At 35.6% G+C, this 23,622-nt stretch carries 20 protein-coding genes; 9 read left to right on the plus strand and 11 right to left on the minus strand.

The features are described from left to right. Window positions 1-67: 67 nt before the first annotated feature. From AC1RNE_RS12075 to AC1RNE_RS12085, 3 genes are all read right to left on the minus strand, one after another. Window positions 68-943: a transglutaminase family protein gene (locus AC1RNE_RS12075; protein WP_492801207.1), complete on the minus strand. Its 876-nt coding sequence runs from the start codon at window positions 941-943 to the stop codon at window positions 68-70. Then, window positions 933-3,506: a circularly permuted type 2 ATP-grasp protein gene (locus AC1RNE_RS12080; protein ID WP_492801208.1), complete on the minus strand. Its 2,574-nt coding sequence runs from the start codon at window positions 3,504-3,506 to the stop codon at window positions 933-935. Before AC1RNE_RS12080 ends, AC1RNE_RS12075 begins: the two co-directional genes overlap by 11 nt. Window positions 3,507-3,579: 73 nt before the next feature. Next, entirely contained in the window at window positions 3,580-4,257 is a 678-nt protein-coding gene (locus AC1RNE_RS12085; RefSeq protein ID WP_492801209.1) for an alpha/beta family hydrolase, read from the minus strand. A 225-nt stretch (window positions 4,258-4,482) separates the two neighbouring features. On the opposite strand from AC1RNE_RS12085, the gene AC1RNE_RS12090 reads away from it, so the two are divergent. Continuing rightward, window positions 4,483-5,355 carry a glycerophosphodiester phosphodiesterase family protein gene (locus AC1RNE_RS12090; protein ID WP_492801210.1) on the plus strand — a complete coding sequence of 291 codons (873 nt, stop codon included), beginning with the start codon at window positions 4,483-4,485 and terminating at the stop codon, window positions 5,353-5,355. Window positions 5,356-5,473: 118 nt separating this feature from the next. Here AC1RNE_RS12090 and AC1RNE_RS12095 read toward each other — a convergent pair whose 3' ends face one another. From AC1RNE_RS12095 to gatB, 4 genes are all read right to left on the minus strand, one after another. Continuing rightward, complete coding sequence (locus AC1RNE_RS12095; RefSeq protein ID WP_492801211.1) at window positions 5,474-8,878, minus strand: transglutaminase family protein; 3,405 nt, start codon at window positions 8,876-8,878, stop codon at window positions 5,474-5,476. 463 nt (window positions 8,879-9,341) lie between these two features. Beyond that, window positions 9,342-10,163, minus strand: a complete 822-nt coding sequence (gene proC / locus AC1RNE_RS12100) for a pyrroline-5-carboxylate reductase (RefSeq protein ID WP_492803635.1) — start codon at window positions 10,161-10,163, stop codon at window positions 9,342-9,344. A gap of 132 nt (window positions 10,164-10,295) precedes the next feature. Then, a complete protein-coding gene (locus AC1RNE_RS12105) occupies window positions 10,296-11,435 on the minus strand; it encodes a redoxin domain-containing protein (RefSeq protein WP_492801212.1) in 1,140 nt (379 codons plus the stop codon). 213 nt (window positions 11,436-11,648) lie between these two features. Continuing rightward, window positions 11,649-13,106 carry an Asp-tRNA(Asn)/Glu-tRNA(Gln) amidotransferase subunit GatB gene (gene gatB / locus AC1RNE_RS12110; protein WP_492801213.1) on the minus strand — a complete coding sequence of 486 codons (1,458 nt, stop codon included), beginning with the start codon at window positions 13,104-13,106 and terminating at the stop codon, window positions 11,649-11,651. Window positions 13,107-13,463: 357 nt separating this feature from the next. Here gatB and AC1RNE_RS12115 point away from each other — a divergent pair, with 357 nt between their 5' ends. The 6 genes from AC1RNE_RS12115 (at window position 13,464) to AC1RNE_RS12140 (ending at window position 17,640) form a co-directional block, all read left to right on the plus strand. After that, window positions 13,464-13,994, plus strand: a complete 531-nt coding sequence (locus AC1RNE_RS12115) for an RNA polymerase sigma factor (RefSeq protein WP_492801214.1) — start codon at window positions 13,464-13,466, stop codon at window positions 13,992-13,994. 2 nt (window positions 13,995-13,996) lie between these two features. Then, window positions 13,997-14,632: a hypothetical protein gene (locus AC1RNE_RS12120; protein ID WP_492801215.1), complete on the plus strand. Its 636-nt coding sequence runs from the start codon at window positions 13,997-13,999 to the stop codon at window positions 14,630-14,632. A gap of 5 nt (window positions 14,633-14,637) precedes the next feature. Further along, a complete protein-coding gene (locus AC1RNE_RS12125; protein WP_492801216.1) occupies window positions 14,638-15,180 on the plus strand; it encodes a hypothetical protein in 543 nt (180 codons plus the stop codon). Window positions 15,181-15,185: 5 nt separating this feature from the next. Further along, the gene (locus tag AC1RNE_RS12130) at window positions 15,186-15,569 is read left to right on the plus strand and encodes a hypothetical protein (protein WP_492801217.1); all 384 of its coding nucleotides are present in this window, start codon (window positions 15,186-15,188) and stop codon (window positions 15,567-15,569) included. Window positions 15,570-15,726: 157 nt separating this feature from the next. After that, window positions 15,727-17,016, plus strand: a complete 1,290-nt coding sequence (locus AC1RNE_RS12135) for an LVIVD repeat-containing protein (protein WP_492801218.1) — start codon at window positions 15,727-15,729, stop codon at window positions 17,014-17,016. 15 nt (window positions 17,017-17,031) lie between these two features. Beyond that, window positions 17,032-17,640: a hypothetical protein gene (locus AC1RNE_RS12140; RefSeq protein WP_492801219.1), complete on the plus strand. Its 609-nt coding sequence runs from the start codon at window positions 17,032-17,034 to the stop codon at window positions 17,638-17,640. A 77-nt stretch (window positions 17,641-17,717) separates the two neighbouring features. Here the strand turns inward: AC1RNE_RS12140 and AC1RNE_RS12145 are convergent, their stop codons facing one another. Further along, window positions 17,718-18,104, minus strand: a complete 387-nt coding sequence (locus AC1RNE_RS12145) for a MerC domain-containing protein (RefSeq protein WP_492801220.1) — start codon at window positions 18,102-18,104, stop codon at window positions 17,718-17,720. A gap of 343 nt (window positions 18,105-18,447) precedes the next feature. Here AC1RNE_RS12145 and AC1RNE_RS12150 point away from each other — a divergent pair, with 343 nt between their 5' ends. Continuing rightward, the gene (locus tag AC1RNE_RS12150) at window positions 18,448-18,948 is read left to right on the plus strand and encodes a tetratricopeptide repeat protein (protein ID WP_492801221.1); all 501 of its coding nucleotides are present in this window, start codon (window positions 18,448-18,450) and stop codon (window positions 18,946-18,948) included. A gap of 63 nt (window positions 18,949-19,011) precedes the next feature. Continuing rightward, entirely contained in the window at window positions 19,012-19,590 is a 579-nt protein-coding gene (locus AC1RNE_RS12155) for a tetratricopeptide repeat protein (RefSeq protein WP_492801222.1), read from the plus strand. Window positions 19,591-19,752: 162 nt separating this feature from the next. Here AC1RNE_RS12155 and AC1RNE_RS12160 read toward each other — a convergent pair whose 3' ends face one another. The 3 genes from AC1RNE_RS12160 to AC1RNE_RS12170 form a co-directional block, all read right to left on the minus strand. Then, window positions 19,753-20,691, minus strand: coding sequence for a glycoside hydrolase family 43 protein (locus AC1RNE_RS12160; RefSeq protein ID WP_492801223.1), 939 nt, complete (start codon window positions 20,689-20,691; stop codon window positions 19,753-19,755). A gap of 24 nt (window positions 20,692-20,715) precedes the next feature. Continuing rightward, window positions 20,716-21,369, minus strand: a complete 654-nt coding sequence (locus AC1RNE_RS12165; RefSeq protein WP_492801224.1) for an HAD family hydrolase — start codon at window positions 21,367-21,369, stop codon at window positions 20,716-20,718. A gap of 578 nt (window positions 21,370-21,947) precedes the next feature. Beyond that, window positions 21,948-23,435 (minus strand): type III PLP-dependent enzyme domain-containing protein, encoded by a 1,488-nt coding sequence (locus tag AC1RNE_RS12170; RefSeq protein ID WP_492801225.1) that lies wholly within the window; start codon window positions 23,433-23,435, stop codon window positions 21,948-21,950. Window positions 23,436-23,622: the final 187 nt, after the last annotated feature.

A 23,622-nucleotide genomic window follows, 5' to 3' on the forward strand; every position in this document is an offset into this window, starting at 1 on the left:
ACAACCCGAATTCTCAGGAATAGCAATAATACTATATTTATGTATAATGATTAAAATGAAATGTATATCATGGTTCAAATAAGGGTATTACATCTACAGAAACGGATAAAGTATGTTTGCCAGAGCTAAAAATAATGCCTTTTAGGGGTGGTACGTCACTATAATCTCGTCCATAGGCTGTAATGATATGCCGTTCTTGAGGAACTAAATCATTGGTAGGGTCAAATTCGCACCAACCAATGTTGGGAATAAATACTGAAATCCAAGCATGGGATGCATCTGACCCTTGCAGTTTTTTCTTGCCCGGAGGAGGCAAGGTTTCTAAATAACCACTTACGTACCGAGCCGCAAAGCCCATACTTCTGAGACAAGCAATGGCTAAATGTGAAAAATCCTGACATACGCCCTTGCGTTCTTTCAACACTGTTTTAATAGGCGTATTGATATTGGTAAAATTAGAAACAAAGTCAAACTCTGTGAATATTTTATGACAAAGGTTCTTTACACTTTCGTAAAGAGATTGGCTGTCGGGAAAAGAAGCCTCTGCAAAGGCACGGATTTCTTCGTCCCACTGAATAAACGGACTCGGTAATAAATACTGTAAAAGCTCTATTTTTAAAGCACTGTTGGTTTTAAAAGCCACTCGGGCTTCTTTACAAGATACCGAAAAGTTAGTATTTAAAAACTTAGGAAAGGTTTCTACTTTACTTTCAGTCTTAACAATCAATTCTCGATGAGCCGATTGGATAGAAAAATAATGAATAGTATTACCAAAAAAGTCTACCCTTTCTACAATTTCAGACGGTTTTGGAGTGACCAACAACGAAAAACTATGACATATCTGTGTAGATATGTTCTGGGGTTTTAAACACACTAAACTATGATAGCTGTTTACAGAATCATGATATTTATATTTTGTTTGGTGGGAGAGTCTATATTTCATTGGTATCACTATTTTCTGGATTTTCCATTAATGAGTGTTGAATGACAGTATGCGTAAAATACACATCTGTCAGACAAACAGTAACAGACGAAATCAAACTAAAAACATTGGCGAGTAAGTTATCTAATTTTTCTCGGTATAAAGTCTCTGCATCATAAGCGCCAAGTGTTGCAATATCCGTTAGCTTAATCTTAGTCGAAGCTTCCAACACCGCTTTCTCAGCTTTAGTTAACCTTTCATTGCTTGATGTTTTAGGCAGTTTAGAGAGACATTCGGCTAAGGCATCTAATTGATAGCTGAGTGAATAAGGTAAACTTTCTTCCAACAAAACCATATCAAGCATGGATTCTAAACTTATATGCGATTTATACAATAATCGATAATGAACCAATAAATGGTGATTGATTAATACGGCTTCAATTAAATCGTTTTCTACGTTAAGGTCATTTTTAAAACTAAAAGTAGAACGAATAATGCTAATTCTTGATAAAATTCTTTCAATTAGTTTCCCTGCTTCTAATAAATAAAAACCGCTGTCGCGTGGCATAGATTCTGAAATGATTCCATAGAAAGTAAATAAGCGTGTATGGAGCTTGTCTAAAATCTTTTGAATCATGTTCGGATTGTTGGCATCAGGGTCCGAGCTCTTAATCTTTTTTAAACTATTTTCTATTAAATTAATGATTCTCCATGTATCATGGCTCCATTTATCACTTACTGTAATAACACCCCTCAAAAACGATTCTACACTATAAGCGACTGTTCCTGCTTTTTTAGCATTAAAAACTAAATCATGAATGCCAGGATAAGGCTTTTTCAATAACTCAGGATTATCCTCATCAATAAAGCCAGGATAACTGAGCGTAAGGTGCGTAAGCGACTTTAATAATATATCAATGTGCTCTGATTTAACAGAACCTCCAAAGTTGACATTTTCTTGTAAAGCATTAATCGTAATTTTCAAAAACTTTGTGGCGGCCATTGTCCTTTCACAGTATCTACCTACCCAAAATAGGTTTTCTGCACTTCTACTAGGTAACGACGTATGATGATGAACCGATGCCGCCGTCGGAATGATAATCCGCGGAGGAGGCTGTAAAACGGTATCAGATACAATCCAAGTGTCTTTGGAAAATCCACCATACTGATGCGAAATCTCAAAGCGGTCTCTTACGGCTGAACTACGGGTTAAACCGCCATCCATCACATGATAATCTTTACCATCTGACACTAAATAAGCACGCAATGCCGCAAAACGAGGTTCAATTTTTCCATCAATCAAGGCTGGCGTAGTAGAAAGACTTACTTCTTCTTGAGCAACATATTCAGTGGGGTTTTGGATAATAAGCTTACGGAGGTCATTTAATTGTGCTTCCGATAATAACTTTCCATAAACCGACCTTATTTTTTGTTTACGATTGGTACTTTTTATAATCAATTTCGGCAAATTCGCCAATACATGATTCATCTCTTTGGCTTGTCCACACCACCAAGTAGCCACAGAAGGCATAATCAGGCTTTCACCTAAAAAGAACCTTGAAGCGGCATTCATAAAGGGCAACAAACCATTGTTTTCGAGGACACTTGCCCCTGGGGGATTAATAACGGAAACATTTCCTGAACGAATGGCATGAAGTAGCCCCGGAATTCCTAAACGAGAATCTTGTCTAAGTTCCAGAGGGTCGCACCATTCATCATCAATCCTTCTGATGATAACGTCCACTTTTTCTAAACCATCAATAGACTTCAACCAAACAAAGCCATCACGTACCAACAAGTCATCACCTTGTACTAAAGTGTATCCCAAATAAGCCGCCAAATAAGCGTGTTCAAAATAAGTTTCGTTATTTGAGCCTGGGGTTAGGTAAACAATATTAGGATGGTCTTTGGCTTTGACGGCCAAAGAAGCTACTGTTTGTTGAAGACTGGTAAAAAAAGGAGAAAGCCTGCTTACATACATTCCTTTGGTAAGCTCAGGCAATATTTTACTCATTACACTTCTGTTCTCAAGGGCATATCCTGTTCCAGAAGGTGCTTGTGTTCTATTATCTATTACCCACATCCTGCCGTCAGGCCCACGAGCGATGTCGGCAGCATATAGTGTTAATTGATTTTCGGAAGGTAGCTTTATATCATTACAAGACCTAAAAAAGCCTCTATTACCATATACTAATTCAGGCGGTAGGATGTTTTCTTTGATTAACCGTTGGCGACCGTAGATGTCTCTCAACATCAAATCTAGTACTAACGCTCTTTGTTTAAGTCCTTTAGCAACAACGTTCCATTCTTTTTGTTCAATAAGAAACGGAATAGGGTCTAGTTGCCAAGGTCGATTTAAACTTCCCGAGTTTTCATAAACATTATAAGTAACACCATTTTCACGAAGCTTGTTGATAATTTCAAAATTTCGAGAATGGAGTTCCTTCATCCCTATTTTTTCTAAAGTAGAAAAAAGTGTTTGCCAATGAGGTTTTACTTGACCGTTTGCTCCCAAGATTTCATCATAAGAGTTAATTTCTCGCTGATAGGCTTGAAGTAAATTAGGTGATTTTTCTGTAATCATCGCTCATTGGTTGAAAATGAAGTATTTTAAAATTTATTAAAATTAAGGCTTTTGTAGGAAAACCTTGCACTACTCATTTGATAACTTCATCAATTTTAGCATATAAAACATTCCAAGTACTATCGTCGATATTAAAATTATGGTCTGTATCTACAAAAAATAGATTGACTTGTGGACTCAAATGATACTTTTCCTTAATCTCAATACCTCCATATTCATCATTAATTCCCTGAATAATTAACATCGGAGTTTGTAAGTTTGCTAAATGTAAATACCTTTCTGGTTCTACACCATTATTAGGATTTTGAAATGGATAGCCCAAACACACAATGTGTTTAATCTTCAATTCATCTGCGATGAGAGAAATAGCTCTTCCTCCTGATGACCTTGAAAAAACAATTAATTCATTGTTAGCACTCAGGTTTTGTATCCGCTTTTTTAGTCTGGGACATCTAAATTCGATAAACTCATTAGGACGGTTGTATAAATATACAACATAGCTCCAATGAGTAAGCATATACAATAATTTAACAAGCTTAAGATTTAATGCTTTGACAGGTTTGGGGAGCCATTTTAGATGACTTTCAATGGACTGAAGTTTATAGATAAAACTTCCTGCGGGGTGTTCCCACATTATTTGGTAGTTATTCTTTTTTAGGTAGTTTCTTAAGATATGATTCAAATGAGTGTCCTTGTGCCAATCGTCTCTTCCTACCAGTAAAACAACTTTTTTAGGAGATTGAGTTTTCATCTTCTTTATTATTCGCAGTTAGTAGTGGTTATTACTAAAATAAAATTAATAAAAAAAATATCAAAAAATATTAGTATTATCCTGTAATCTTTCCGATTCAATGGTTTCACATTGCTGTTTTCAATAAATAATCCTTTATAAATATTTAATCTATTGACAATTGCAAGCGTTGGAATACATTGTTAAATTGACGACTATTCGTATATTTTAAAAAATCATCATCAAATGAAATTATCAATTCACTTATTTTCTGCCATTTTGCTATTCATGGTTTGTATAAACAGCATTAATGCACAGAAAAAAGATACAACAATTTACGTCAATCAGCATTTTAAAAAATCATGGTACAATGGACCACTTATCTGTGGACATCGTGGAGGATTTGATGGGAATTTTCCCGAAAATAGCCTTTCTCGTTTTAGCATGAGTGCTAACGCATTTAAAAAATCAGCTGTAATGTTAGAATTAGACATCAGACAAAGTGCAGATGGCGACTTGTTTATCATGCACGATGAAACCATCGATAGAACGACCAACGGCGTGGGGACTATTAAGCAATTGTCTTCAAAATATTTAGAAAGCTTATTTCTAAAAACACAAAACGGAGAGCCTACTCAAGAACGCATCCCAACCTTTGATGATGTGTTAAACTGGTTATCAACTCATAAAAACATTTATCTGATGGTAGATGTAAAAGATGACTTATGGCAAAAAACAGTGCAAAAGATACAGCAAAAAAGACTAGAAGACCGATGCTTAATCCTGACGTTTTCACCCATCAATACACAGAAAGTATATCAGCTTTCGTCTACGATTACTATTTCAACATTAATTAGTAGTGAGGAAGATTGGGAAAGAATTAAAGCCTTGAATATACCTTTCAGTAATTTGGTAGCTTATATTAATGCTAAAACGCCTTTGCAAGTAATAGATAAACTCAAGCAAAATAACATAGTGCTGACAAGCGATGTTAGCGAGAATGTTCAAAAACATCCTGATGCTTTTGAGAAAGGATATTATACCGAATTTTTAAAAACGAAGCAGGTAGCTATATTAATAACGGATTATCCTTTTGCGGTGCAGGAGTTGTTGAAATGAAAATTAACTTTGAAGAAAATCAATTTACGATTAAATTCAAATCCTTCTAAATATGACTAGCGAGGGACTTAAGTCCCTCGCTAGTCATATTTAGAAGGATTGAAAAATTAAATTTATATTACCTTCTTTTCCAATACTTTCTTAAATCTAAAGTATTTGGATATTCTGGATTGATTACTTCTATTGGCGTATCGGCTTTGAGTTCCTTCTTGTTCTCTGCCACAAACCTAGAAATCGTTGGCGTATTTCTGATTGGTGCTGCTTCTTCTGTTTCTGGTGCATCTGGTGTATGCCCAAAACCCCAGAAACGGCTAATCATTCTTGATTCTGCCTCATAACTATTAATTGGATACGTATCAAAACTTCTACCTCCTGGATGCGAAACAAAGTAGGTACAACCTCCAATTACTTTATTGTTCCAAGTATCCAAAATATCAAATACCAATGGTGCATCTGCCCCAATAGTGGGATGCAATGCCGAAGGCGGATTCCATGCTTTGTAACGAACACCTGCCACAAATTCACTCTTTACGCCTGTACTTCTTAACGGTACTCTACAACCATTACAAGTTAAGATATGACGACCTTCTATAAAGCCCGTTACTTTTACCTGTATTTTCTCTAAAGAAGAATCTACAAATCGAGCAGTACCCGAGTTTGAGAGCTCCTCACCTAGTACGTGCCAAGGCTCAATGCCCGAACGTATTTCTAGTTGAGTACTATCAACAGTAATACCGCCGTAATAAGGGAAACGAAATTCAAAGAAAGCATCAAACCAAGAGATGTCGAAATTATACCCTGCATCCTTCAAATCATTCACAACATCAAGCATATCTAAATAGGCGTAATGTGGCAAAAGGAAACGGTCATGTAATTCTGTACCCCAGCGCACTAATTTTTTCTTGTATGGTTGTTTCCAGAATTTAGCAATCAAAGCCCTAATCAATAAGGTTTGTACCAAACTCATGTGTTTATGAGGAGGCATATCGAACCCTCTGAACTCTAAAATTCCTAAACGACCCGTTGATGAATCAGGAGAATACATTTTATCAATACAGAATTCTGTACGGTGTGTATTACCCGTCACATCAACCAAAAGGTTTCTGAAAATTCTATCAACCATCCAGAATGGTACTTCTTCTCCCTCTGGAATTTGGTCGAAGGCAATCTCCATTTCATACAATCGCTCTTCTCTACCTTCGTCAAAACGTGGTGCTTGACTCGTTGGGCCAATAAAAGGACCAGAGAATAAATAACTTAATACAGGGTGATGTTGCCAGTAGGTAATCAAACTGCGTAGTAAGTCTGGACGACGCAAGATTGGACTATCCTCTGGTTTGGCACCTCCAATAGTTACGTGGTTACCTCCGCCAGTACCTGTGTGTTTGCCATCTACCATGAATTTTTCTGTACCCAAGCGAGCAAAGAAAGCTTCTTCGTATAAAGCAGTGATATTATCAACTAAATCCTGCCAACTTTTGGCTGGATGAATATTTACTTCAATTACCCCTGGGTCTGGTGTAACATTTAGTTTTTCTAAACGGTAATCAGACGGAGGAGGATAACCTTCAATCCTAATCGGTAGTTGAAGCTTTTCACAAGTTGCCTCAATACAGGCAATCAAGTCTAAATAATGCTCTAAATACTCAGTAGGAGGTAAGAATGCATATAAAATACCTTCTCTCTCTTCAATTGTTAAAGCTGTAGTGAACGTAGGTACTTCGAAAATAATCTGCTTTTCATTTCCTTTCTCGTCTCCGCTTGCTTTTTTAGCAGGAGGGAGCTGATAGTCTGGAGCAACAGCACCATAGCGTTTTTCCACGATTCCGCTAAAGTCACCTAATGGTGCTAAATCTTCAAACGGGCTACGTTCGGCTGGAAACTCTTTTCTGTCGTCTGATAACGCAGGTAATGAGTCCAGTGGTAAACGATATCCAATCGGAGAATTACCTGGAATCAGGTAACAATGATTCCTTCTGAAGCTCCAAGCACAGCTTGTCCAAGTATTGATACCTTTATCCCATTTCAAAGGAAAAACAAAGCCAGTAGGATTGTTCAGTCCTTTTTCCAACAATTTGGCTAAGGTGCGTCTTTCTACCGAATCTTTTAAATTTACTTTTAGAGGGTCAATATTAACGGGAATCTTACCTTCTTCTAACGCCCAATAGATAGGGTCTTCATAAGCAGGAATGATATTGTTGGTATTAATGCCTAGGTATTTGGTAAGTTCAAAGGTAAACTTCTCAGCATCATGGAATGTAAGTTTTTGGTCGTTTTCTTTAGCAACCAATTCATCATTTTTCCAGATAGTGTGTCCGTCTTTTCTCCAGTAAAGGGCATACTGCCAACGTGGAATCAATTCGCCTGGATACCACTTACCTTGTCCGAAATGCAATAATCCACCATGAGCAAAACGATTTTTCAGACGCAATGCTAAATCATAGGCTAATTTTCTTTTTAAAGGACCATCCGCAGTAGAGCTCCATTCTGGCGATTCATAATCATCTACTGAAACGAAGGTAGGTTCGCCTCCCATCGTCATACGTACATCGCCTTCTTGTAAATCTTTTTCTACGTCATAACCCACTTGCATGATGTCTTCCCACTGTTGGTCAGTATAAGGCTTCGTTACTCTTGGGTCTTCATGAATTCTGGTAACTTTATTATCAAATTCAAACGTAACATTACAAACATCGGTAGCGCCTGTTACAGGGGCAGCACTTGCATAGTCTGGCGTACACGACAAAGGAATGTGTCCTTCGCCCGCAAAAAGCCCAGAAGTAGGGTCAAGACCAATCCAACCTGCACCAGGGATGTATGCTTCTACCCAAGCGTGCAAATCAGTAAAATCAGCTACTGGTCCAGAAGGCCCATCCAAAGATTTAATATCGGAAGTAAGTTGTACTAAATAACCAGATACAAACCTAGCTGCAATGCCGTGTTTTCTTAGAATTTGGACTAACAACCAAGACGAATCTCGACAAGAGCCGCTTAGAGAAGTTAGTGTTTCTTCACAGGTTTGTACACCTGTTTCCATTCTAATGTTATAGTGTAAGCCATTAAATACCCTTTGGTTGAGGTGTACTAAAAAATCAACCGTATTAATGTTTGTATAAACTCTATTGTTTTCAATCCAATTCAATAATTTTTCGCCAGACTCTCTTTCTTCAAAATAGGGTCCCAGTTCTCTTCTTAACTGTTCGTCATATTTGAAGGGAAACTTTTCAGCATATTCTTCTACAAAAAAATCAAAAGGATTGATTACCTGTAATTTGGCAATAACTTCTACCTCTACATGTAATTCCGTGGTTTTTTCAGGAAAAACTACTCTGGCTTGATAATTACCAAATGGGTCTTGTTGCCAATTGATGAAATGATTTTCAGGAAATATTTTGAACGAGTATCCCTCAATCACTGTTCGTGAATGTGGCGCAGGACGTAATCTAAAAATGTGTGGAGATAGACTGACGCTTCTATCAAACTTGTATTTCGTCTTATGAGAAATGGCAACTTTTATCGACATATAGATTGAAATTGAACGTTAGTTTTATGATTTATGTAAAAAAAGCGAAAATTAGTGTTAAAATGAAGGGGATAGCTATAAAATTATATTTTTGCTTGAAATAGTTTATTTAAAAGTGAAAGTAATTGAAGAAGGCTTTTAACTTTCAGCTTTTGTACATCAGATTTTGGTGTTAGGAAATAGACTTTTGGATATTTGAGAAAATTCAGTGTTTAAAATTTGAGAAGAATTGTGATATGAGAATGCTTAGAAATTGACTAACCATTTAGTATCATTAATGGTTTAATTCATAAAGTAAAGCGTTTACATTCAAGCCTTATCACTAGCGAGGGACTTAAGTCCCTCGCTAATGATAATAAAAGATTTGATAATAATATTGTTAAACAAATAAGGACGAATGCAATTCGTCCTTATTTGTTTTTTAAAAGCTTACAGCCTCTTGCTTACAGCCTAAAGCTTGTATCTATTTCGATAATTCCGTCGCTCTTTTCTGAGCAGCGAAAATTCCTTCTTGTAAGTTTTGTGCTAAAAGTCCTTCTTCAAAACGTTTCAAGGCAGCTTCTGTTGTTCCGCCTTTTGATGCTACTGCTTTGATTAATTCATCTAAACTTTTTTCAGCATTATTAATTAAATGGAATGAACCTAACATAGTTTGCTTTACTAATAAAGCTGACATAGATTCTTCAAAGCCCATTTGTTTTCCAGCTTCAATCATCGCTTTTACTAAATAGAAAAAGTAAGCTGGTCCGCTACCGCTCAATGCTGTTACAGCATCTAATAAACTTTCATCTTCTAAGAAAACCGCTCTACCAGTTGAATTAATAAGGTTTTCTACCTTTTTTAATTGACTTAAAGTAATATCGCCAGCAGCCGAGAAAGCAGTCATACCCATTCCTAATAATGCAGGCGTATTGGGCATAGCACGTACTACCAAAGGATGGTTAAGGGTGCTAATGATTTTTTCAATAGAAATCCCTGCCATGATGCTTAATATTAATTGCTTAGGCTGAATTACGGCACGAAGTTCTTCTTTTAAAGACGGAAAATCTTGTGGTTTTACAGATAAAATAATTAAATCATACTCTCCGATTTTAGAAGAAATTGTGTCAATAACAACTCCTGCTTTTTCCAGTCGTAGTGCTTCGGCACGTTCTGAGTTTTTTTCAATTAGAAAAAGGTCTTCTTTTTTTACTAAATCATATTGGATAAACGATTTGGCAAATGCCATTCCCATATTTCCTGCTCCGATGATGGCTACTTTCATTTCAAAAATTGATTGTGTGATAGAATCTCTGAGATGTTTTTCTCAACATTCTGTTTTGATTGTTTGGAAGAACAAAATTACATGAAAAATCCCTGACAGTTTTATAAAAAATGTCAGGGATTGAAATATGCAGAATAATATTTTGAGAATTGCTTATTTTAGAATCTCTTCGAGTTTCTTTTCAAGCGCTTCACCTCTTAAATCCTTTGCAATAATTTTTCCTTCTTTGTCTAATAAAAACGTAGCTGGTATGCCTTGAACGCCATAGGCTACGGCTGCTGCTGAATTCCAATACTGTAAATCAGAAACATGATTCCAAGCCATGCCGTCTTTTTCGATAGCAGTCAGCCATGATGTTTTTTCTTGGTCTAAGCTTACTGAAAAAATATCGAAGTTTCTATCTTTGAACTTATAGTATATCCTTACAACGTTTGGATTTTCTCTGCGACATGGCCCACACCACGATGCCCAAAAGTCAAGTAATACATATTTCCCTCGCAAAGACGATAGAGCCAACACTTTGTCATTCGGCGTTTTCATCGCAATTTCTGGTGCTTCCGACCCTACACTTACCCCTTTCAAACGCATTACTTGTTGTAAGAAAGTTTTGATATGAACATTAGCAGAATTCCCTTTTTCAGTCTTGAATTTTTCCGCTACTTGTAATAATGTTTCCTTATCATTCTCAGGATTTAGGAAATTGCCAGCCGTCCATAAAGCCACCAAATTAGTACCCATTTCAGGAATCAATGCCTTTATTTTGTTAAGGTTAGCCTCTTGTGCTGCCTGAAATTCGTTCTGAATTCTTTGAATAGTGGCATCATCTTTCTTTGCTTGTGCGGCAGTTACTTGTAAATTCCAAGATTCTACTTTGGTTTGTAACTCTTGGCTAATCTTCAAAATCCTATTGAAATATTCAATATTTTTAGAATCTCCAGTCAATTGAAAACTCCCTCTTTTGGCAGGCGTATCCATGCCATCAGCAATAAGGTTTACTGTTTCTCCACCTTCCAGAATCAATAATACTTTCTGGCTAAGTTCCATGCCAAAGAAGTTTATTAAATAATAACCACCACCATCAGGTATTTTGCTATTAAATTTAAACGATTTGTCGGCAGCTACTACCGAAGAATCTACCGTTATAGCAGTTCCTCTTCCATTAATTACTTGTAATAATACCTTTTTATCAGGTACTACATTCATTACTTTACCCGTAATATTGACCACTTTATCCTGAGCAAAAGTAGAGATACTTGTCAGTACAAATAAAATGATGATTGATATTTTTTTCATGTTTTGTGTATGATAAGTATATATTAAACCTTTTATTGGTCTTGAGTTAGAAAGAATATATCCCTTTTCTAAGCCTTACTTTTCTTTCCTTGATGAAAGAAAAGTAACAAAAGAAAATCAAGAAATTCCGAAACTCGCTTCGCTCAAACAGCGGAATTTCGAAAAATGCTGACGCACAAATAAATATATAAATACAGGTTATAAATATAATATCTACAGATTGTCTAAAGTTTTTTGCAATAAAGCAGTGGTTACTTTAGGATCAGCCGAACCTTTAGATTTCTTCATGATTTCACCCATGAACATACTTAAAAGCCCTTTTTTGCCATTTTTGTATTCTTTTACTTTTGCTGGATTATTGGCTAAAACCTCATCAACTAACGTTTGAAGTGCATCTGTATTGCTTTGTTGAATCAGATTCTTAGCTTCGGCAATTTGTAAAGGCGTTTTAGTTGTATCAACAATCATTTCTGGAAATATCTGATGCGCAGCCGTTGAATTACTCACTTTACCATCATCAACCAATTGTATTAATTTAGCCAATTGTTCTGGGGTAATACTTAGTTGCCCGATTTCTAAATTATGATCGTTCAGATATGATTTTACCGCACCCATTATCCAGTTTGAAACTGCTTTATAATGTTTGGTAAATTGGCAAGTCGCTTCAAAATATTCTGCTACTTCTCTTGTATCGGTTAATACATGAGCATCGTATTCAGGCAAGCCATATTGTTTCGTAAATTTCTCTAAAAGTTCCCAAGGCAAAGCCGGCATTGATGCTTTTACTGACGAAAGCCATTCTTCCGAAATTACTAAAGGAACAAGGTCTGGCTCAGGAAAATAACGATAATCGTTCATTGATTCTTTTTCACGCATACCCGATGTACGTCCAGTGGCAGGGTCGAAACTACGGGTTTCCTGAATGATTTTCTCGTTATTTTCAACGGCATCTATTTGTCTGACAATTTCATATTCAATGGCTTTTTGGATAAAACGCATTGAATTCATGTTTTTGATTTCGACTTTTGTCCCGAAAACTTTACTACCTACAGGCATTACCGAAATATTGACATCGCAACGGAGCGAGCCTTCTTCCATGTTACCATCACAAATACCGAGATAACGCACTAGTTTACGCACTTCGGTCATAAAAGTAGCAGCTTCTTCGGCTGACTTAATTTCTGGTTCAGTTACCATTTCAATCAATGGCGTTCCAGCGCGGTTATAGTCTAATAAACTATCGCTTGAACCATCAGTATGTAATGATTTACCTGCATCTTCTTCTAAGTGAATATGATGAAAACGAACTGTTTTTTCACCTGTCGAAAGTTTCACATGCACACCACCACCCATGCAGATAGGGGTTTTGTCTTGGGTGATTTGATAACCTTTTGGAAGATCTGGATAAAAGTAGTTTTTTCGGTCAAAATACTGATTATTAGTTATTGAAGACTGGCAGGCAATACCCATTTTCATGGCAAATTCTACCGCTCTTTTATTAAGCTTTGGTAGCGTGCCCGGATGCCCAAGGGTAATTGGTGAAATATGGGTATTAGGAGAAGCACCAAATGACGCAGCATCGGCTGCAAAAATTTTACTCTCAGTTTGTAACTGAGCGTGTACTTCTAAGCCGATAACGACTTCGTATTTATCTCTTATTTCTTGATTCACAGAAGGTACAATTTCAAATTTTAGAATGCAAAGATAATAAAAAGCAAATAGTTAGTGGCTTTAGAACAGATAAGTAAGTGGTGACAGAGAAAAATATAATTTTTTTTAGTTCTTTTCCAACTGTTTAATAAGAATAAACGTCTTTATACAAAAGCTCCATAAAACTTAGTTATAAAGTAAGTAGATGAATAAGTGTTTATGTGATGAGGTTATCGGGTTAACCGTGGCTGGTCTCTTGACCAGTCCATCAATGCGAAAGCAATTTAGCAGACTAGATGAGGTCTGGTGAAGACACCAGCCTCGGCTAAAACAACAATAAAATATACATAAGCCTCTTTAATTAAATATTAATAAATTTTGGAAAACGAAGAACAGCTCATACAGGCCTGTCTGCAAAATGACCGTAACGCCCAACGAAAGCTATACAATGCTTACGCTGGTAGAATGTTGGTGGTCTGTGCTCGTTATATGCAAAATAAAGAAGAGGCCGAGGATGTATTGCAAGAGGCATTTATTAAGATATTTCAGAATTTAAGTAAGTTTAGAGGTGAGAGTACATTAGGAGCTTGGATTAAGCGAATCGTTATTAATGTAGCTATCAATCATATTCGGGCACAACAACATTTTCAAGGAATGGATAATGTACAGGAATATGAAAATCAATTTAGCGATGGACTTACAGGTATTGAAGGCATTAATTTTCAAGAATTAATCGAAATGATTCGAAAATTACCAAAGGGCTGTCAGTCTGTTTTTAACCTTTATGCCATAGAAGGATATCAACACAAAGAAATCGCTGAGATGCTAAATATTACAGAAGGAACATCAAAGTCACAATATGCACGAGCTAGAGCCATTTTACAAAGTCAATTATCCGTAAATAGCTAATGATGAACGATTTTACAAATAATTCATTTGAGGAACAATGGCAAAAAGCCTTTGACGATGCCTCTTTGACTCCATCTGACGCCGTTTGGGATAAGATAGAGCAAGGCTTGAGCATTGAGGCTGCACCAACGGCTCCTCAAACCCCTAAAAATACTTTTCCATTCTATTACATAGGTACTGTTCTGGTAACATTACTAGGGATAGGATATTGGGTTTTTATTGCCAACACTGACATTACCAAAGACATTGAACCTGCTGTGCAGGAACAAATTAAGTTAGAAAAACAAATATTGGTGAAAAGTCCTACGCCTACTATCAATGAAAACGAGGTAAGAAAAATTCAACCTCTAGACCCACAATTACCAGTTAAAACCAAGCCTCTTCCGATAGAATTATCGGAAGAACAACCTTTGGAAAATTTGCCAGAAGAACCTATAGAAAGAACTAAACTGGCAGATAGTATTGAGACGATAACGCCGTTATCAACAAAAAATACTACTCATGCATGGCAACAACCTAATATTGTTGTGCCAGTAGAGACAACACCCTATTATGAACCAGCAAAACCAAAACCTCCTAAAAAGTCAATTTTTAAAAATGTAAAAGTATCAGTTGGAGTAGGAGCCTATCAACAATAATTAACATGAAAAGATTAGCTTTATTTTTAGTCTTCCTAACGACTTTAGGAATGCTAGCGTGTTCAGAAAATGAACTACAAACACCCAAATCTTCTGAAGATGTCAGTGCAGAAAAACTTGACAACTACCTAGTTTTTAGTCATGTTGGCTTAGGCTGGGGATGCAGAGCATCTGTTATTTATATGGTAACTAATAGTGGAAGAGTGTATGCTGATACAAGTGGTAATTTCTGTAAAGACCAAGAGAAATATTCCTTTGTAGGTTATCAATTGCCTGATAGTGAGTATGCTAAGGTGAAAAATTTGCTTACAGGATTTCCAGTTGATTTGGCTAATCAACAAGGTAAAACGTATGGTTGCCCGGGTTGTGCTGATGGAGGAATGTTGTTAATACAAAGAAAAGAAAAAGGCAAGACTATTAAAACATGGAGGATTGATGATAATATTTTTTATAGTGAGACAGATGTAATCGGGCAAAAATTTCCAAGCTATTTATCTAACTATGGAAAGACATTAGGTACAGCTTTTACAAGCCTTAAATTTAAATAATAGCCATGAAATTATCGAAAATGCTTTACATGATTCTTGCTTTTGTACTATTTTTTTCGTGCAAGAATAAAGACATCCTCGGTAACGAAGAGGAGGATAATTTGAAGTTAGCACAAATAGCTTCTGAGGTGGAAGCCTTCGCTATCAACAAAGCTTGTGCTGGCGATGACTGTAGAGTAATGCCAATGGGAGCAAAGGCATGCGGAGGGCCTACCCGTTTTATTGTATATTCTTTGTCGAAAACAGATGAAAAGTTATTGACTGAGAAAGTGAAAGTTTATACAGACTTTCAAAAAGAATTGAATATAAAGTACAACAGATTTTCTGATTGTGCTATGATGATTATGCCTACTGTCGACTGTGTAAACGGACTTTGTACAACTAAATAATATCTGATTGCGTAAAGCTGTTTAACCTCATAAAAAGAGTTGTGGATTTTGAGTTAAAATTGTTGATATACACAATTTTAAATTCAAGATTCTCAACTCACAATTCAAAACTTCCAACTTTTCACTCTTATTTAACGCCTTTTTAGGCCTTTTGCTCATGAAAAAAACTTTACTCCGAGCAATTCACTTCTTTGCTTTGTTAATTGCTTTTGTTTCTTGTAAAGACCATTGCCAAGAAACCAATACTTACAGAGGAACTGAATCTGTGTTGATTTCACTCAATGAACTCAGAAATAGTGTAAAAGCTTTGCCTGCACAAGACTTAGTGAATCCTGGAAAAATTTATGTAAAAGATAACTATCTGTTTATCAATGAAATAAAGAAAGGATTCCATGTAATAGATAATTCAAATCCATCGTCACCCAAAGCTATTGCTTTTATTCAAGTATTAGGTAATATTGATATTGCCGTACAAGATAATATCCTATATGCCGATAGTTACACCGATTTTGTAGCTTTTGATATTAGTAATCCTACTGCTATCAAAGAGGTATCGCGGGTAAACGAAGTATTTACTTATGGAGTAGCCGATGGTATTAGTTGGAGTTATAATCCGAATAATCAGACCATCTATGATTATAAATGGAAATGGTACACCACGACTCAAGAAGTATCATGCGATCCTTCTTATTACCCAGTTGTGTATTATGATAGTTGGGGACTATATTCAAGCTTTTCATCAAGTAGTTCTACAGGTTCAGTGGCGAAAGGAGCAGGGGTTGGAGGATCGACAGCAAGATTCACTATTACGAATAATCACCTCTATGCTGTTACGCAAGATGAAATGAAACTGTTTAGCTTGGCTAATCCTGAAAAACCGACTAAAGATGCCAGTATAAAACTTGGTTTTGGTATCGAGACAATCTTCCCTTATAAAAATAAATTGTTTTTAGGTACTACCACAGGAATGCAAATCTGGAACAATGAAAACCCTAGTAATCCAACGTTTTTATCACGTTTAGACCACGTGAGAGCTTGCGACCCTGTAGTAGTTGAAGACGATATCGCTTATGTTACCCTTCGTTCGGTAAATAATTTTAGTCGTTGTGGGGCTGCTATTGCCAATCAATTAGATGTTATCAATGTTTCAAATCCAGCTACGCCCGTGTTGCTAAAATCATATAATATGGATAGCCCTTATGGCTTAGGAATTGATAATAAAAAATTATTTATCTGCGAGGGTAAAGGGGGGCTAAAGACCTTCAATGCTACCAATTCAATGGATATTAAGCTAATACAGCATTTTACAGACATGAATACTTATGATGTAATCCCTTTGAATGGCACTCTAATGCTTATTGGCAAAGACGGTTTATATCAATATGATTATAAAGATGCCAATAATTTGAAATTGTTGAGTAAGATATTGGTAAAACGAGAAAACTAATAAGCCCTGAAGAACATGAAAAGTATATTAACAATAATAGGTTGCCTCATCTTTTCTGTGGCTTATACACAAGAAGAAAAATCGAGCAAGAGTTTCTTGAAAGATAAATACATAAACTATACTGAAATAGGAGGGTTGTTTGGAAAGTCTTATCAAATAACCCAGATGTCTTATTCTACTCCCGTTGAGGGACGGACTAATTTTACTATTCAATCGTACAATGGATATAAAATTTCGGATAAGCTTTCAGTAGGTGTTACTGTCGGGGTCGACTGGTTTCATGCTATGCAGATTGTTCCTGTATCGTTAGGGATAAGAAATACTTATGGAAAATCATCATCCAAAAAAGTAAAACCATACATTGGCGTTGATGCAGGATATGGCTTTACGTGGCTCAATGATGATTCATCTGATAACCAAACTGCCAAAGGAGGCTTAGCAATTAGTCCCGTCCTAGGATTATTGATTCCAACGGGTGGACAAGCCAACTTTGTATTGAGTATCGGTTACAAGCATAATGCTTTTACTACGACTAACAATACTGGTACTGATGATTACCCTTCTAGCAGAACAAAGGAATATGAATTAAACAGAATGGCGGTAAGATTAGGCGTGAATTTTTAAATAGAGTAGCCTATTCATAAAAAAATCCCTTTCAGTATTTTCTGAAAGGGATTTTTTTATGAATTATTAATTGTAAATCAACAATCGCAAGCTTTTTCTTTGGTTTTCCAATTGATATAATAAGCCGAAGCAATTAATAAACCACCCGAGCCACCAGTGATAAGTTCATACTTATCTGCAAACCAAACTATTTCACTAAGCTTTATCACTAAGCTTAACATTAGAAGCAAAAGTGGAATAGCATTCAAATGTTTTTTATAATCTCTTATTAAAATAATATTTGCTAAAACAAGACTCACTCCGATGAACCATAACTCCCAAGTATGGTCAGCAAATAAGCTTCCACCCAAAAATGGAATCAGTGTAATTAACAAAGGAGTAGCTATGCAATGTATCGCACAAAGAACAGAAAGGTAAAAACCAACCTTCTCTATTTTTAGAGTATGACTATGAGTATGTTCCATTGTTGTAATCATGTTGCAAAAGTAATACAATGCAACGTTATTGCAAATAAAATAGACGCTTTTTTATTATTTGGCTGAGAAATAAGCAAACGAGAATTTAAAATTTACGCATCAATATCCATCCTTTTTATTTTATCGATTTCTCAGAAGCCTTACAGTATTTAATTGTAAATATAATTGTCTAATAATCAATTAATTATGGTTGTTATTGGATGATTATTTTAATGATTAATAAAATGAAAAATATTAATAAAAAATCAACTTAAATATTAGTTTTCACTTTGAAAGGACAAATTTATAAACTATTTTTATAGTTATATAACTATGTTTTTAAAAGATGAAAATGAGAACATTATACTTAATATTATTATTAATGGTAATCAGCCTGAGGACAGTGTTGGCTCAAGCAGAAATGGAAAGCCAGAACTTAATTCGCCAATATCAATTTGAAAAGGCAATTATAAGTTTAAAAAACTGTTCGTCACTTGCTTGTCGTTTAGATTTAGCATTTTCTCAGGTAAAAGTTGGTAAGCTAAAAGAAGCCATTGAAAATTATCAATCTGTTTTATCTCAAGACCCCAACAATACTTTGGCAATGCTGAGTTTGGCAAGTCTCTATGAAAAGACAGGGAAATTATATCAAGCCCAAAAAAGCTATGAGGCTTTACTTTCTATAGATTCTACGAATGCCTTTGTATATAAAAGCTATGCGATGCTTTGTTTAAAACAGGCTAAAGATTCTCTCGCAAAAATACATTTCAAAAAAGCTATCTCTATTAGTCCGTCCGATGCTGAGAGTATGGTAGAACTAGCGAAACTATTGGTAAAAGTCGATAGTTTGTAAGAAGCAAAAGTACTAATCAAAAGAGGACTCCTTTTAGATTCCACTTATATATCCCTTTGGCAGTTGAATGCCAGAGTAAATTATCGAGAAAACAAATTTAAGCCTGTCGTATCATCTATTAAAAAAGCGATGGCTTTAGGAGATTCTACAATTGGTTATCAACAATTATTAGGATATGCGTATTTTTATTTGGATAGTATTCCACAGTCAATTGCTTGTTTTGAACGAGTATTAGAAGTAGAAATAGAGTCGGAACCCGCTTTTTTTTACCTTGGTTTATGTTACACTAAACTAAAAAAGGAAGATTTAGCGATTCAATACTTTCAACAAGCTATTAATGCAGGGTTGTCAGATGATTTACCAAAGTACTATGAACGAATAGGCTTAATTGATGAAAAGAATACTAGGTACAACAATGCGTTAGAAGCTTATCAAAAGGCTTTTGAGTATTCAGGAAAAGCAGATTATTTATATTTAATAGCACGAGTAAATGACTGGAAGTCACCAAACAAGACAAAGACGCTGAAACTGTATAAACAGTATATGCTATCAAAAAACAAAAAGAATAACGAATATATTACTTTAGCTACCGAGCGAATAAAAGAATTGGAAGCAGTGAATATTGCGAAGGCTAAACCGTAAAGATAGGATTTATTGCTAACGAGGTAATCAAACCCTTATCCATATCCATAGCGAGGGACTTAAGTCCCTCGCTATGGATATGGATAAGGGTTTGATTATTAGATGTTTATAATATTGTGAGTAGGCTGTATTAGTCAAATACTTTGACTTAAAACAAACATTTTATTCAGCTTGTAATTTCTCAAAAACAGCTTTTGATACTTCAACGACAGTTCCATGACGAAGTCCTTTAGGGAAAGTCATTTGGTCTGAAACATCCTCCCAAGTCTTGTAATCTTTAGAACGGATAGCACCATACTTATGCTGTGTATATTTATCAAAATAGACATAAGTATATTCACCGATTTTTACGCTTGTCGGTCCTTCTGCCCAATAATTTCCAGTGATTGGTGCTGATACTTCAGTAGGATAGGGGCCTTCTGCTTTTTTAGAACGTGTAATCCTGATATTTTTTTCTGCTGGCTTAGGATTCTCGTTTTTCACAAACATATAATACCATTTCCCATCTTTCAGAATAGTCGCATCAATGGCACTAAAAGTAGGGTTAAAGAATAACTTTGTTTCACTAAAAGTCTTAAAATCACGTGTTTTTACATAATAAATACGGTGATTTAAGCCTTTTTCACGCTCAGTTTCTCCAATTTCTGAATGTCTTCCTGGAATAGTAGTTGCCCAAAAAATTAAATAATTCTTAGTTTTATCATCATAAAAAACCTCTGGAGCCCATGAGTTTTTGGCAGTAGGTTCATGTTCCATCACGGGAATGGCTTGTTGTTCAGACCAATTGATTAAGTCTTTAGACGAAGCATAGCCAATAATTCTATCGTTCCAACCACTTGTCCAAACCATTTTAAATTCGCCATCTGCCCCTTGAATAATACATGGGTCACGCATTAATTTATCTTTGCCCACGTTTGGTTTCAAGAACGACTTGCCCGCTTTTAGGGTCTTCCATGTTAAACCATCCGTACTTGCCGCAAAATGCAGTCCGTCTTGTCCGTTATCCACAAAGTAAGAAAACAATAAGAATTTATCTTGAGCCTGTGTTTTTGAATAAACAATTGTAAAAAGGAGTACTAATAAAAAGATACTTTTTTTCATGTGAGGTAATAATGCTAAAGGGTGTTAAAAAAGGTTTTTGACTTGCTCAATTGTAAGATTTGTATAGTCTTTTATAAATAATTTAATGTTTGAGAACTTTTCAAATTCGACTTCTTGATGAGTAGTAGTTAGAATAATAGCTGTACAACCCGCATTTTCTGCTGTTTTAGCGCCTGTTGGCGAATCTTCAAATACAAGACTTTCTGCAAGAGAAACACCTAACCCTTTGGCTACTTTTTCAAAAACTTCGGGGTCTGGCTTGCCTTTATCCACCATGCCAGCATGGACTACGCATGAAAAATAGTCGCGAATACCTAAATTATCTAATACAAAATTGATGTTTTCGATAGGTGCAGCAGTACCAATTCCCATAGCGATATTAGCACCCTTTGCCTCTTCTAAGAATCCCTCAAGTCCGTTTATCAATTTTAAATCATCTTTGAATACTTTACGGTAATGCACTTCTTTATCAAAAGAAATCTGGTAGCGTTCTTCGGGTGTATATTTATTAGGAAAGAGTCTCTCTATGATTTCTTCGTTCTTTCCATGACAACGTTCTTTGACTTCTTCGATAGTTAAATCAAGTCCTAATTCCTTTAATTTTAGTTGCCATGCACGGTGGTGTACCATCATATTGTCCACCATTGTGCCGTCCATATCAAAAATAAATGCTTGCATACGTATTGTTTTACAGTAAATTATAATGCTTTTGGAAGGGAAAATCTTACGAAAAGATAAATCGTGTAAACTTAACACGATTTATTGAGTTGAACAAAGTTTCAATAAACGAAAAAGCAACAGTAAAGAGAATAACCTTTACTGTTGCTTCAAATGCGTTAGCGGAAAGTATTAATTTCGTCCTTTATAAGTTGGTTTGTCAATACTTGTGCTTCCATATGCGGGGCAATTATTTTTCCTTGCACATGATGCTAAAGACAAAACTGCCATAAAACCAATAATAATAGTAGCTTTTTTCATGATTAATATTTGAATGTAAGTGGTACATAAAGGTACTCTTACGTTAAATTACGAAAAAAAAGAATAAATATTGTTTCGCAAATGATTAATTTTCAAAGGATTGTGAGATAGCTATCGGCTTTCGGTCATCAGATTTCGGATTTGAACTAACAGCCAATCTCCATTATTCCTAACGAGGGAATTAATTCCCTCGTTAGAGATTTTTTGTCTTGTATTAATTTGAAATTACTGTAAGAAAGAACTCTTCATTCCACACTCAAAACTCATCACTTATAAAACTACTGTTCAACCATTGAAAGGTTTTCGGCCAATGTCAATTCATCTTGGCTAAGAATAAAAACTTTTTCTTCTCCTTCTTCATTAGCTTTTTCGCCATATCCTAAGATTGTCATCATGCCTTCTTTGCCTTGTTCGTCAGCAAAGAGGCGAGTTGTAATCGTTCCGTTTTCTAGTCGGTCAACAATTACGTGCTTTGGTGCTGGAATCAAACAGTGTTGAATACCACCATAGCCACCCAAAGATTCTTGATAAGCACCCGTATGAAAGAATCCAACAAACTGGCGTTCTTGTCCTTCTTCAAAGATTGGTAAATACAAATCTGAACTGTGGGCTTCAGTATTATAGAAATCCATCGAATCGCAAGTAAGTCCACCTAAATTTACTTTTTGGTATGGACTTCCCCAGTTATTCACTGGCAACATGATGTATTTTTGGTTCATACCCCAAGAATCTGGCAGTTGTGTAATGAAAGAACCATTAATCATGTACCATAATTCTTTATCATTTTGTAGCTTCTGGTCGATGATTTCGTATAAAACCGCACCACTTTCACCTACAGTATAAGAGCCAAATTCAGTAAATAGATTTGGTACAGGTACATTGCTTTTATTACAAATCCATGAGATAGACTCTACAATTTCATCAATCATCGCCTGATAATCGTAGTTGAATTGTAAAGAAGTTTGGATAGGTAAACCACCCCCTAAATCGATAGAATCTAGTTCAGGACAAACCTTTTTTAGTTCACAATATTTATAGATAAAACGGCTTAATTCTGACCAATAATAGGCACTATCTTTAATACCTGTATTGATGAAGAAATGTAACATTTTTAATTTATAGCGCTCACTATTTTGGATTTTGTCTTTGTACAATTCCATTACATCTGAATAGCGTAAACCCAAACGAGAAGTATAGAAAGCAAAGTCTGGTTCCTCATCCGTTGCGATTCTGATTCCTAAATTTACGGTTTCAGTCGTTACAAATTTGTCATAAAAGTCAATCTCCTTAAGGTTGTCTAGAATTGGAATACAATTAAAGCCTTCGTTAATTAACTCGCTGATATACTGCGTATAAAGAGGTAGCTTGTATCCGTTGCAAAGAATATAAGTAGACTTAGAAATCTTATTTTCTCTGTACAAATCACGAATAAGTGAAATGTCGAAAGCAGAAGATGTTTCGAGGTGCACATTGTGACTCAGAACCTCCTCGACAATAAACTTAAAATGGGATGATTTTGTACAATAACAATAAGTATAATTTCCCTTATAGTTGTACTTTTTGATGGCGTTCTTAAACATCCTTTTGGCATTCTCGATATGCTCGCCAACTTTGGGTAAGTACGTAATTTTCAAGGGAGTACCATATTGCTGGATAATGTCCATGAGCGGAACATTATTGAACAAAAGTTCATTGTCTTGGTCAATGTTGAATTCCAGGGTTGGGAATTCAATGGTTTGGTCAATTAGGTCAATGTAATTTTTCATCCTACTGCGAAAAGCATAAATGCGGGGTTTTGATTAAAAATACTTATATCTTCGTGAAACTTAATCTCAGAAGTTTTTTTAGTAAAGGTAAATTTTTGTTGTTTACTATTAACGAAACTGCTACATAAAAAGCGTGCAAAAGTGCAATAAAAGTATGACCTTTGCAAGCATAAAAATTGGATTTATT

This window comes from Arcicella sp. GW822-FHT02H01, assembly GCF_058802005.1.